This is a genomic window from Pantoea sp. Pa-EAmG, assembly GCF_030024295.1.
Lineage (GTDB): Bacteria > Pseudomonadota > Gammaproteobacteria > Enterobacterales > Enterobacteriaceae > Pantoea > Pantoea dispersa.
The window spans coordinates 1-13,400 of the sequence record NZ_JASEWO010000134.1; the positions used below are offsets into that span (position 1 = coordinate 1).

Below are 13,400 nucleotides of genomic sequence, written 5' to 3' on the forward strand. Positions count from 1 at the left end.
ATAAATTCCTTGTTCTGCATCAGGCAATACTTTTGTTGGCTTGCAGGGACTCAACCCCAGCGGATCCACCCAGCCCAGCGGATCCGGCACATACCCATACAGGTTCAACCCACCCATCAACCCTATCGGATCCAGCTGCGTATACCGCCCACCGCACGGGTCATAGTACCGGAAAGTGTTATAGTGCAGACCGGTTTCACGGTCAAGGTACTGTCCCTGAAACCGCAGGTTCTGCGGCACTTTCCAGTCAACTCCACTACTTTCCCGCTTCGTGCGGCCCCAGGCGGTAAACGCCCCCTGCCAGACGGTGTCACCCCGCTTGTCCGTCACTCTGTCCGGCAGGCCATTCATCTCCGAGTGATACCAGTACACCTCCGCGTGCTGCTGACTGCTGTCGACGCGCGCTATCGGTTCGTAGCTGTTTTCTGCATAGACATACTGCACTGCGGCATCGGGTTTGCTGTCGCTGTGCTCACCCACCATCTGCATGCCGGACCACGAGTAGTGCGTGCATTCCGGCTTCACAGCATGACGCCGCCAGACCTGCTTGCCGGTGCGGCGCCCCAGCGCATCATACTGATACTGCGCGCGGGTGTAGTCGGCATCACCCTCTATAAGCACCTCACGTATGCGGTGTTCATCGTCGTAATGAAAGCGCTGCACAATACCGCGCCGGGTGTCGTGCCGTTCCGTCATACGACCAAAACCGTCGTATTCCCAGCGGATACCCTCGAGACGCTTCAGCAGATTATTCCACACCGGGTGCAGATCTTCGCCGGTGCGGTTATCCGCCGCGTCATACCAGAAACGTTCCTCGCCGTCCGGCTGAATGCTGCGCGTCATTCTGCCTGCCGCATCGTAGCCCCACAGTGACTGGCTGTATTTTTCTGACGGGCTGGACGGGGCGCCATCTGTGACAATCTGGCGAATAATCTGATCGGCACGGTCCCACTGGTAGCGCCGTTCAGACACCAGACGCTGCCGCAAATTATCCACGCTGCGTCGCCGGGTCATGCGCCCGGCAATGTCGTACTGCGTCTCCAGCTCCAGCTCGCCCTGCGTACGGTGAGTTTCGCGATGCAGACGGTCACGCCGGTAGCCCGCCAGCGCATGCGTACGCCCGCCGAGCGTCAGCTGCATCTCCAGCAGATGGCCGGTTCCGTAGCGCAGGAACTGCATTTCACGTCCGTCAGGGTAGACGGAGGCACTCAGGTTGCCCAGCGCATCATACTGATGCTGATAAGTGCCCGAGTGGTTCTGCTCGCTGACCAGCCTGCCCAGCTCATCACGCTGAAAAACGATCACTTCCGCCTCTGCCGGTTCACACTCGCTGATCATGGCCTGCCGCCATGCAGCGTAGGGGAAGCGGTGGATCTCCGTACTCATGGCGTGGTAGCGATACTCGGTCCGGTGCTGTGCCGTTTCGCGCACCGTCATCCTGCCCAGCACGTCGTAGTCGTAATTCACCACCTGCGGTGCCAGCGGGCTGTCCTGCACCGGGTGACGGATCACGCTCTCCACCTGCTGCATGCCGTTGTACTGGTATTCGGTTTGACGTCCGGCGTAATCCTGCTGCTGCGTCAGCAGCCCGGCTGGCGTGTACGCAAAATGCCACTGCTGCCGGTTGCCGTTGGTGAGCGACACCAGCCGCCCGGCGCGGCTGAAGTCATAGCGCGTCACCTGTCCGGCAGGGTCAATCGCCTCGGTGACCTGACCGCGTGCATTAAGCGTCACCCTGCGCTCCAGCATGCCGTCGATGTTCTGACCGCACACCAACCCGGCTTTGTTGTACTTAAACAGCGTTTCCCGCCCGTCGGCGCGCACCCAGGTCTGCAGTCGTCCCGCTGCACTCCACTGGTAGCGGTCGGTGTTACCCAGTGCATCAGTGGTGCTGAGCAGTTTTCCGCAGGCGTCGTACTGGCGCTGACTTTGGTAGCCGGAGCAGTCCTCTTCACGGATCAGCTGTCCGCGCATGTCCCACCAGAATTGATGGCTGTTTTCCAGTGCATCGATACGCCGCGTCAGATCCCCCTGCTCATTCCATTCGAAACGGGTCACGCCGCCCGTGGGATCGGTCAGTGCGACGACATCACCCGCCAGGTTATAGTCATACTGCCACTGTGCGCCATCTGGCAGCACCTCTTTGAGGGGCAACGCGTACAGCGGATGCCAGGTGGTGATGCGGGTGCGATCCAGCGGGTCACGCTCCATCGTCTGATTGCCGCGTTCATCCCAGGCGTATTCCCAGCGTGCGCCCCCCGGCTGCGTCATCGCCAGCAACTGTTCGCTGTCGCCGCTCCAGGTATATGTCCAGTGTCCGCCGTGTGCATCGGTCCAGGCGGTGATGCGGCTCAATGCATCCCAGTGGTGCTCGCTGCTGACGCCTTCATCATTACTGACACGCGCCACCCGCTGCTGCTCATCCGTTTCAATGCGCCAGCTCTCCAGCACGTCACCCTGTTCGTCACAGACCTGATAAGCATCGACACGCCAGTGCCGTGAGTTGAGTGCGGGCCGCCACTGATACTGGACCTTCAGTCCAGTGGAATAGCTGTGCCACGCCAGCTTATCGCTCGCCTGATCCCAGCCATAACGACGCGTGACGACAGCGTCGGCGTCCGTCACCGTCGTGAGTTGCCCCTGGTCGTTATAATCATAGGTAACCAGCAGATGCCGGGATCCTGCCGCTATCTGGTAAACCGCGCTCAGACGCCCGTAATGGGTGTCATATTCCAGTTCCACATCCAGCGCATCGTTATCGCTGGAGATACGTAGCAGCCTGCCCTCATCGTTCCAGCTGAAATGCTGTACGTTTTCATGGCGGTCATAAATACGGTGGATGCGCCATTCCCCCGGTCGCGTGGGATCCGGCTCAAACAGCTGATGCTCACCTTCACTGGTTTGCATCACCATCGCGCCGTTCGGGCTGCAAAACAGCTTCAGCCCCTCGCCCTTGAAATCAATCACATCGCCCGCATGCACTTCCCCCATGCCCAGCTCACGGCCAGTCATGTCCTGGTAGATCAGTTGATTGTCCGGCAGGCGCCAGAGGCGCACCTCGAACGGCAGCATCCAGCCAGTACCGAGCATCCCGGTCGCCAGATTGCGGCTGTGGTAGATGCGCTGCCAGTAAAGCGGCATGCGGTCCGGCAACACAAAATCGAGATCCTCTTCCCGTGCCAGAATTTTCGCCCCGGTGGCAATATTCACCGGGTGTAGCGTCTGGACAGCGCCTTCCATCACGATATTCCCGCCGATGGGGCAAACGATATCTTTTGCCAGCCCGCGTAAAATCAGGCGGCTGAAGCCGAAGCGGTAGAGCTCCGGCAGAATACCTACCAGCGCCCCGCCAATCAGGTTACCGGCCATGTATGCCCAGATGTTTTTACCGCTGTGGATATCGCGCACCGTGATGGTATCGCCACCGATGCGTACGCGCGGGTTTTCGCTCAGTTTGATCTCCGCTTCACAGGTACTTTTGTGGCCGTTACGTGCGGCAGGCTGATTGTTGATCAGCACCTTTTTCGAGCCCTGCGCAATAAAATTGCTGCTGGTGACCATATGACCTTTAGTACAGGCCACGGTATCGAGCGGCAGTGGCGTTGCATACGGACTGGCGCTCTCCACCACCGGCTGCATCAGGCTGGTCCAGACGTTCTTGCCCCACTCCTTTACATCATCTACTGAGAGATGGCTGGCGCGCTCGGCTACCGCCATCAGCGCGGCACCAGGGTTAAGCGCGGTCTTCATCGCCGCCGCCACACCGGTCAGTGCCAGCATGCCAACCGCCGCCCAGTCGATGCCATTGTCAGCCGCCGCGGGCGCGTTGAGGTAATCACGTGACACGCTGCCCGCCGCGCGCGCCGCCAGCTTCCCTTTGATATGGACGTTGCCGGACCCGCTGACAATAAACGCATCCGGCGGTCCGGGGTCGATCAGGCTGTCGACCAGCGATGCCGCCGCGTTGCCGATCTTCTCCAGCCCTCCACTGAACACCAGCGTAGCAATGGCCACGCCACCCAGCAGCGCCCCAACGCCGGTGCCGGCGGCGATCATGATGCCTGCGACAATCGCTCCTTCCACCAGGCCGCCGACAAAATCCGCCAGCGCCGAACTGTGTACCAGCGGATCGCCAATGCGCGCCGCGAGATAATCTGTCATCCTCAGCCTCCCGGTTGCAAACCCGCTTTGATCGCGGCCCAGAAGGCATCGCCATCTGCATCAAACGGCTGCATGCGGCTAAGGGTAAACGCCAGCAAGTGGTCATCCACCCGTGCCACGGCGAGTTTTTCATACACCATCACATGTTGATTTTCGAAGCGCAGCGCCACCTCGCGGGCAGGCATACCGGCGATATCGCTGTCGGCGATCTCACCCATTACCACCTTTTTCATATTGCGTTTAATTTTGCCCAGTTGCTGGCTGAGGTATTTCTCCTCATCTCCTGCCGGGACATCCCAGGCACGGGTAATAACCAACGTCGCATCGGCGAATTTCAGCACATTGATGCTGTGGTCCTGGACTGCGGCGGGCAGGTTAAGTACGCCTTCTGAGAGGGCAAAAGGAACGGTTTTCATGCTTTATCTTTTCCTTGATCAAATGCCGCTTTAACGGCGTCCTGGATTTGCGCTGGAGTTGGTTCCACTGCGGGTAATGCTCCGGGTTGTTTCAGGTTCAGATCCAGCGTACCGCCGGTGTTGATCTGCCCGGTGCCGGAAGCATCGATATTAAAATTCACGCACTGCAACGTGACCTGGCCGTTAGCGCCTAATTCCAGCACCGACTGGCCCGCCACCAGACGAATGCCGCTGTCGGAAGCCTGCACAATCGCCCCCTGCACACGCTGAATAAAACCACCGCCCACCAATTGGGAATGGGCCAGTTGCGTCGCCTCGGTGTGGCTGCCCGACACTGTGCCGTTGTAGTCCTGAGTGACACTGACGGTACGCGACCCCCCCACGCTGTGGGTTTCGTCGTTTTTAACGTTGGTATCCATGTTCTTCTGCGCCTGGATCCACAACTGCTCCTGCCCGGACTTATCCTCGAAGCGCAGAGCATTGGCGGTGTCTGACGTGCCATCTTTCGACCGGCTCAGAAAACCCATCTGCGTCGCCGCTGCAGGCAGCGCCCAGGGTGGCATACTTGCCTCGTTGTACACGCGACCAATGATCAGCGGACGGTCCGGATCACCATTGATAAAGTCCACCACCACTTCGTCGCCGACACGCGGAATCTGCACGCCGCCAAATCCCTGGCCCGCCCAGGCGCTGGAAACACGCACCCAGCACGAACTGGTATCATCGCCCTTTGCCAGCCGGTCCCAGTGAAACTTCACCTTGACCCGGCCATAACGGTCGGTCCAGATCGACTCTCCCTTGGGGCCCACTACTTTCGCCGTCTGTGGACCGTGGGTTTTTGGCCATGGCGTGCGGGGCGGCGCACGGAAAGTGATCGCGGTCGGCAGCACGGTAAAGGTGATATTGTGCGAGGAGGTAATATCACCGCTGGCATAGCTGTTTTCTTCGAATTTATATTCGGCACTGGTGGTGAGATAAGTGCCGTTATCGCTGAAATGCGGTGCATCGAGCAGCCCAAAGGTGTAACCAGGCGCAATGCCGCTCGCCGTACCTGTGCCACTGACGCTGTGATGCTCCACTTCCCACACTTCCTGGCGGATGCGGGTGTAAAACTCGCCGTGGCTGTGGTCAACAAAATGACCCGGCCAGTCATAGACATCCACCGAACCCGGCGTGGGCGCAACCGGGTTCTGCCGCGCCTGAAGCATCCAGGCATTGGGTTTACGGAAATCATAGTCATCCGTGCTGTACATTCCCGGCGTCACGCTCTCGGCCAGTGACCACTGGCTGATCCCCTCTTCCGTTATGCTGCCACCGGAAGGGGCTACGTGGTAGGGAATGGTGGCATAGCCGCTGAACGCCTGATGCTGGTCGGCTGCATCGCACAGAACCAGCGTATGCTTATCGGATTCGTGGCGAAACCAGTAGTAGATCCCCTCCAGTTCCATCAGGCGGCTGATGAAATCGAAGCTGCTCTCCTGATACTGCACGCAGTATTCCCATACCCGGTAGCTACTGGCGAGTTTTGATTCGACGTTGACGTTGTACTCTTTCAGCAACGTCTGCACGATTTGCGGCACGGTCTGGCTCTGGAAAATACGCAGGTTACGATCACGTTTCATTGGCCACACGTCGGGTTCAACGGTCAGGGCATGAACTGCATAGCGCGATCCATTCAGCTCCTCACTGCGCACGGCCACGCGGGTGATTTTGCCGTTGAAGTAACGTGGCGTGAGTAGATTCTGTGTCGGCAGCGTAAAAGTCACCGACTTGCCCAGCAGAGCATGGCGATCGATGCGCGCATCGGTCGCCAACAACTCCGCCTGGAGGGTGAATGATTCCGACAGGGCTTCACGCCCGCTGAGTTTCCAGAACAGCAGGCCCTCCGTGGGTAGCTGGACGGTGATGCGTGAGAACATAAGTAAATCCCGGAAAATAATTAACTGTGAGGATCGAGCAGCCAGACACCTTCCGCACTGATGGTGAGTGTCTGTTCACGAGCGCCGTTATGGCTGCTGATAGAGAAGGTGTAGTTGCCCGGTGCCAGTTGCAGCGCGCCAAAACCATTCGCCGCAGGCACCACGGCCTGCTGCTTGCCGTTGACCTGCACGTGTTCGCCCGGTTGCAGACGGATGTAAACCTGTGCCACTGGTACCGGGGGCGGCGCGGGTTCCACTTTAGCCTGTGCGGTCTGGACTTCGGCCTTGGCCACCGGTTTCTCTGCCACCACCGGGGGCGGTGTAGCGGGTTGAGCCACCGTGGTGTTTTGCGCCTGCACGGGCACGTCATCACCGCCTCCGGCCATCAATACCCCCACGCCCAGCCCGACCAGCACACCCGCCGCCACCAAACCTGGCAGCGCAAAGCGGTGTTGCAGAAAACGTTTCGCTGGCGATAACGGAGCCTCGGCTTCCACCTCTTCGATCGGCACCAGCATGGTGCCAGGCCCACTGATTTTCGCCGCGAGCAAGGGTTCAGATTCGTGCTCGGGCAGCGCCATCAGTTCCGCAAACGCATCGATGTTTTGTGGGCGATCCTCGGCTTTCAACGCCAGTGCCTGGTCGACCGCATTCAGCAGCGCCGTGGAATAGCCAGCAGGGCGACTTTGCACCAGTGGCTGGTAATTATCTTCGATGCTGCGCACCACGCTAACCGGCGGCGGCGCACCGGTGATTAACATGTGCAGTACTGCCCCTAGCGCATAGATATCAGTCCAGGCACCCTGCTCGCTTTCATCGTTGTCGCTATACTGCTCGATCGGCGCAAAACCAGGACGCAACATGGTCTCGCTTTCATCAGACAGGTTACCGATGGTTTTACGTGCGGAACCAAAATCGAGCAGTACGGGTTCGCTATTGCTCAGGATCTGGATGTTATCGAGCGAAATATCGCGGTGCAGATAGCCAGCATCATGAATGGTTTTTATCGCCCCGAGCAGGGGGGGCAACAGACGACGAATCCAGGCTTCGTCGATCTGCTGTGGATTGCGCGCACGCAGATTGGACAACGTGGAACCACTGTAAAACGCCGTCCCCATATAGGCGGTGTCATTCTGTACCCAGAAGCGCAGCACGTGTAACAGGTTGGGATGATTAAAACGTGCCAACAAGCGCGCTTCCTGGATAAAACTGTTCAGACCGGCGTGGAAGGTTTTGCTGAACCGCTCACTGCGCAACACCAGATTCAACCCATCGCTACGCACCGCCAACGAGGCCGGCATAAACTCTTTGATGGCGATATCACGCTCCAGCTGATGATCCCAGGCGCGATAGACAATGCCAAAGCCGCCACCACCGATGACTTCTTTTATCTCAAACTCATTAATCCGATAACCCAGCGGCAAGGCATTGGGTACATTGAGGTGATTATCGTGTTCCGACATAGACGAAAACTCTCTGATAACGAACGGCTTTAGACATCAAACTGGCAAACAAACTCACCCTGTTCACAACGCACCAGCACCCGACGGTAACGTTCATCGCGGGCGTGGGCGCTGAGCAGTATCTGGCTCATTTGCGGCAACAGGGTATTGGTGAGAATGGCATCGACCATCCGTCCGCCGGACTCCACTTCGGTGCAGCGCTGCACGATCTGGCTGACGACGCTATCTTCAATTTCCGCTGAGATTCCGTGGTTCTCCTGCAGACGGCGCACAATGCGCGCCAGTTGCAATCGGACGATCTGTGCCAGCATCGCATCGCTGAGCGGGTAGTACGGCACCACCAGCAGGCGTCCAAGCAGCGCGGGCGGGAACACCTCCAGCAGCGGCTTGCGCAGTGCATTGCTGAGCGCGTCAGGTTCCGGTAACAGTTCCGGATCGGCACACAATGCGCTAATCAGCTGTGTGCCCACATTGGAGGTCAGGATGATGATGGTGTTACGAAAATCGATATGGCGTCCTTCACCATCTTCCATCCAGCCTTTGTCGAACACCTGGAAGAACAGTTCATGCACATCCGGATGTGCTTTCTCGATTTCATCCAACAGCACCACACTATAAGGCCGACGGCGAACCGCCTCGGTCAGCACACCCCCTTCGCCGTAACCGACATAGCCCGGAGGCGCGCCTTTCAAGGTGGAAACGGTGTGTGCTTCCTGGAATTCACTCATATTGATGGTGATGATGTTCTGCTCGCCGCCATACAGCGATTCGGCCAGCGCCAGCGCGGTTTCGGTTTTCCCCACACCAGACGGGCCACACAACATAAACACGCCGACCGGTTTGTTGGGGTTATCCAGACGGGCGCGTGAGGTGCGCACACGTTTCGCAATCAGATCCAGCCCATGGCGCTGGCCGATGACTCTTTGGTTCAGGGTTTCCGCCAGGTTCAGCACCGCATCGATCTCGTTTTTTACCATGCGTCCTAAGGGGATGCCGGTCCAGTCTGCCACTACGGCCGCCACCACGCTGGCATCCACGGCGGCAAACAGCAGCGGTGCTTCACCCTGCAATTCATGCAACTGCTGCCGGGTGGCATCCAGCTCACTGCGCAGCGCAGTTTCATCTTCAGTGACACAACGTGCACGCAACGCAATAAGTTGATCCACTAGCGTTCGTTCCTGCTGCCAGCGCGCGGTCAATGCCTCTCGCGTAGCGCTGAGTGATGCCTGCTGCCGGGCAATTTCCTGCTGGCGCTCAGGGGCACCGAGCCCGACTTTCGCCTCGCGCCCAGCGATTTCCGCTTCAATGTCGAGTGCCGCCAGACGATGCAAACAATCTTCCAGCTCCGGAGGCTGTGCCCCCTGACTGACGGCGACCCGTGCGCAGGCAGTATCCAGCAGCGCCACTGCTTTATCCGGTAACTGCCGCGCCGGGATGTAGCGGTGCGACAGCTTGACCGCTGCACTGACCGCTTCATCCAGCAGTAGCACCTGATGATGTTTCTCCAGCGCACTAACCGTACTGCGTAGCATCTGGATGGCTTTGGCTTCATCCGGCTCCTGCACCTGCACGGTCTGGAAGCGACGCGTCAGTGCCGGGTCCTTCTCGATATATTTTTTATATTCGGCCCAGGTAGTGGCGCCGATGGTGCGCAGCTGTCCGCGCGCCAGTGCCGGTTTAAGCAGATTAGCGGCATCACCCGTGCCTTGCTGTCCACCCGCGCCGACCAGGGTGTGAATCTCATCCACAAACAGCACAATCGGGGTCGCGCTCGACTGCACTTCGTTGATCAACGCTTGCAGACGCGCTTCAAACTCCCCCTTCATCCCCGCACCGGCCTGCAACATGCCGATATCCAGCAGCCAGAGTTGTACATCGCGTAATGGCGCAGGCACATCACCCGCAGCAATGCGCAGTGCCAGCCCTTCCACCACCGCCGTCTTGCCGACACCGGCTTCGCCGGTCAGCAGCGGGTTGTTCTGGCGACGGCGCATCAGGATATCCACCATCTGACGAATCTCTTCATCGCGACCGGAGACCGGATCGATACGGCCCTCACGTGCTCGCGCAGTAAGATCCTGGGCGTACTGCGCCAGCGTGCTGCTGCCGGCGGCTGCCGGGGCTGCAGCAACATCCGGTTGGGACAGCGCCTGCTGCGCCTCTTTGCTCTGGCTCAGTAAAGCATCGAACTGATCCAGCAGAGCATCGACGTTAATACGCGCAAACTGCGCTGAAATACCTTTCAGCACACTGGCGAGGCTGTAGGTTTTAAGCAGACCGATCAACAGATGACCGCCACGAATGCGGCTGGCTCCGTATTTGAGCGAGGCATAGACCCAGGCGCGCTCCACGGCACTGTCGATGTGCTCGGCAAGATCGGATACGGCACTCGCACCACGTGGCAGACGGTCAAGCGCCGCCACGATATCCCGCGTCAGCGCGTTTTCATCCAGTGAAAAATGACTGATTATCTGCTGTAAGTCCCCGTCCTGTTGCTGCATCAGTTGATGCAACCAGTGCACCAACTCGACATAGGGATTGCCACGCAGCTTACAAAAGGCGGTGGCGCTTTCCAGCGAGGTAAATAACAGCGTATCCAGTTTGCCGAATAACACGGCACGGCTGATTTCTGACATATCGAATCTCTATAATAGAAGAAGCAGGCTATGTGACAGGAAAAGGCGATGGGCTAGCGTGAGGCTGCCTCAACTTCAAAAACAAAATCTTCACGATCGACAGGCTGTGCTGGTTGTCCCAGCCAACTGGTGTAACCGAGTCGGGCGCTGCCGCCCAGGGCCGTACCCTCGACCTCATTCGCGGCAAGGATCAGGCTAAGATCCCACTGCATTTCAATACCGATGTAGTGCTGCACCCAGTCGCGCACTTCACATGCCCCTGGCGCATCGGGTAAGAAGTGGGCATATTGCGCGGCGGTGAGTGGTCCCAAACGCAGGCGAAAACGGTGCTGCACATCGCGCACCGCCACCCCGAGAAAAGCCGACTCACCGAGGCGTGGCATGTGCCGCCCGGCGGCCAGGCGTGCCTGATCGCGGCTATCCAGCGTCAGCCACTGCGGTTGGTTTTGCTCAAGCCGCACCGGGATACCAAAATAAAGGCGCAAAATGCGCACCAGACCTTCCGCATCATGTCCGTGGCGACTGAGATGCCCCACCAACATCAGGCGCGCATGCAGGCTGAGCGAGCTGGCCTGTTGCTGAGCCGGAAAACCAATCCCGGCCAGACAGGCGAGATAATCCTGAAAACGTTTATCATCGCCGCGATCGAGAGAAGCGGTCGGCTGCGCATCCGCCCAGGCGCGGTAAAACAGTAAAGTGGCCCGGTGATGAAACAGGTCAGCAAAAGCCGCCAGACTGTGATCCTGATGATGGTCGATACGCTCGCGAACATATTCAGTCAAGTGCGTAGGTAGCGGCCCGTTAGGGCCAAACAGGCCAAAGCTGTAGATGGAGACATCATGACGCCCCTCTTCCTTGCGCTCGCGCACCGAGGCGAGCGTCGCCGGGGCGAAGGTCAGGGAGGGCATCTGGCCGATGCGCAGGCTTTCGAACTTTGGCAGGGGTGCACGCCCCAGCGCATAACGCTGACCACTTTGCGCATTTAACCGACGCAACAGTTGGAACAGGTCATAGCGCCAGGGAGTCGCCATCACCGCTGGCCAGAAATCGTCCGGCAGACGGCTGGCGCGCGATAGATGGATAATCTGTGCAACCTCACTCATAGCAGCGCCTTCTTGCCCATACGCGGCGGCCAGTAACCCACTTCGCCACGTTGCTGGCTGCTCAGCGTCAGTTCGGTGAAACTGTTGAGCGCCACCAATCGCGAGAAGACCCGTTCCAGCACGCTGCCAAACAGCCATGGACTGGCTCCGGAGAACACCTGCTCATCCACTTCCAGCGCAATACTGACCCCACGTGCAAACACGACGGGCCCCGGTTCCGGCACTCGCCGATGTACCGCACTCAGTTGGCAATGGCGAATGCCCTCAATCTGGCGCGCCACTGGCGCTTCCGCCAGATTGGCGTACAGACTTAACAACTGGCGCAAGGCGGCTGCCCCTTCTCCGTCAGCGCTGTCCATCAGGCTCAGATAGTTCATTTGCAGATGGCTTATCAGCCGCCAGGAGGATAAGCCTTCTGCCAGCGCCGGACGCGGTGGCGTTGGCCCTTTGCACAATGTCAGCTGACTCACCGGGATTGAATCCGGCATCACAAACTGGCCGTGTTCCTGTTGCAGCAGCATCAGCGGTAAATCACGGCTGGTACACATGACCTCAGCGGAGAGATGGCGCATATCATCGCGCCACGGTGTGTGGTGTTCATCCACCAGCGAGAGAAACACTTCAGAGCCAATATAGCCGGTGCGAGTGCCATAGCGTTGCGCATGCTCAGACAGCGTGCGCTGTTCACGACGCAGGGAAAAATAGGCGCCGTAGTCACCATTATCCGCGCTGAAGGTGCTCCAGAAGGGTCGGAATACCTGTTCCTCGCGCTGCCCTTGTACGCTGGCAAACAAGCGTTGCACCGAATGCACTTCGTAATCCAGCGGGCGTATATTATCCACCACCAGGTGATATTCATGTTGGCTATCGCTGACTTTTAGTCGCTCTGCCATTTTCGGGAACAGGTTAATCACCGGCGTACAATGCAGCGCCAGATGGCTGCGATCCACCACACTCTCGAGTTCGGCATCGGCCTTATCCAGCAGAATAATGATGTCGAAGGCTGTGGCATGTTCGCAACGGCACAATAGCGCCGCCAGTTGATGCAGGCTGATAAACTGAAACCTTGCCGGAAAAGCAAAATATTCCTGCAACAGACGGTAGCCATCGAAGTTGCGCAAATCGTCCGGTAACAATGCCTGCTCCGGCGCAAAACCTTGTTGTTGCAGCGCGTTATCGGCCAGTACCTGACGCTGCGGCTGTGGCTCCACCGATTGCAGCACGATGCCCACACGATGCTGCATCAACAGTTCCAGCAACCTTAGCGCCTGAATATCCGGGCCGCTGAGGTAAAGCATCAGTTCATCGATTGTCAGTTGGCTTAGGGAGGAAACGCCTTCACACTCAATTCTGATGCGTAATGCGCTGGCTGCACCCAGAGCGCTCAATTTCAGCTCACCCAGCGGAATGTCACCGGGTACGCCGCCGAGCGTCACATCGCTGATGCGTAACGGATGCAACATCACGTCATGCGCCGTGGTATAGCTACAAGTGACGCCCGATTTCTTCAGGCTCTGGCTCTCCATCATGGTGCCACGCGGCACCAGAAAACCGTTGCTGATATTCCCTTTGCGGCTATCCGGCGTCAATTGGGCAATCGACATTGACGGTGTTGGCGCTAAATAGCCAGGTGAAATCATCTCCAGCATTCGCTGAGAAAAGCGCGGAAATTACGCATCCATTTTTCGCTGAAAACGTGATG

6 protein-coding genes and 1 pseudogene are annotated in these 13,400 nt (G+C 58.6%); all 7 read right to left on the reverse strand.

The window, feature by feature from the left end; genetic code table 11:
* Positions 1–4,161 (reverse strand): RHS repeat-associated core domain-containing protein (locus QMM04_RS16415; protein WP_282996552.1); only part of this gene is annotated, 4,161 nt, incomplete at its 3' end.
* A 2-nt stretch (positions 4,162–4,163) separates the two neighbouring features.
* Positions 4,164–4,577 carry a DcrB-related protein gene (locus tag QMM04_RS16420; protein WP_097116758.1) on the reverse strand — a complete coding sequence of 138 codons (414 nt, stop codon included), beginning with the start codon at positions 4,575–4,577 and terminating at the stop codon, positions 4,164–4,166.
* Entirely contained in the window at positions 4,574–6,496 is a 1,923-nt protein-coding gene (gene tssI, locus QMM04_RS16425; protein ID WP_097116755.1) for a type VI secretion system tip protein TssI/VgrG, read from the reverse strand. Before tssI ends, QMM04_RS16420 begins: the two co-directional genes overlap by 4 nt.
* A 20-nt stretch (positions 6,497–6,516) precedes the next feature.
* On the reverse strand, positions 6,517–7,959 hold the full coding sequence (locus QMM04_RS16430; RefSeq protein WP_282996553.1) for a serine/threonine-protein kinase: 1,443 nt from the start codon (positions 7,957–7,959) through the stop codon (positions 6,517–6,519).
* A 29-nt stretch (positions 7,960–7,988) separates the two neighbouring features.
* Complete coding sequence (gene tssH / locus QMM04_RS16435) at positions 7,989–10,595, reverse strand: type VI secretion system ATPase TssH (RefSeq protein ID WP_097116753.1); 2,607 nt, start codon at positions 10,593–10,595, stop codon at positions 7,989–7,991.
* A 53-nt stretch (positions 10,596–10,648) separates the two neighbouring features.
* Positions 10,649–11,698, reverse strand: a complete 1,050-nt coding sequence (tssG, locus tag QMM04_RS16440) for a type VI secretion system baseplate subunit TssG (protein WP_282996554.1) — start codon at positions 11,696–11,698, stop codon at positions 10,649–10,651.
* A pseudogene (gene tssF / locus QMM04_RS16445) lies at positions 11,695–13,400 on the reverse strand (type VI secretion system baseplate subunit TssF); the annotation flags it as partial. The gene tssG and the pseudogene tssF, both read right to left, overlap by 4 nt.

Coding starts and splice junctions, on each gene's coding strand:
- QMM04_RS16420 (WP_097116758.1), bottom strand. CDS start 4,577: ATGAAAACCGTTCCTTTTGCCCTCTCAGAAGGCGTACTTAACCTGCCC.
- tssI (WP_097116755.1), bottom strand. CDS start 6,496: ATGTTCTCACGCATCACCGTCCAGCTACCCACGGAGGGCCTGCTGTTC.
- QMM04_RS16430 (WP_282996553.1), bottom strand. CDS start 7,959: ATGTCGGAACACGATAATCACCTCAATGTACCCAATGCCTTGCCGCTG.
- tssH (WP_097116753.1), bottom strand. CDS start 10,595: ATGTCAGAAATCAGCCGTGCCGTGTTATTCGGCAAACTGGATACGCTG.
- tssG (WP_282996554.1), bottom strand. CDS start 11,698: ATGAGTGAGGTTGCACAGATTATCCATCTATCGCGCGCCAGCCGTCTG.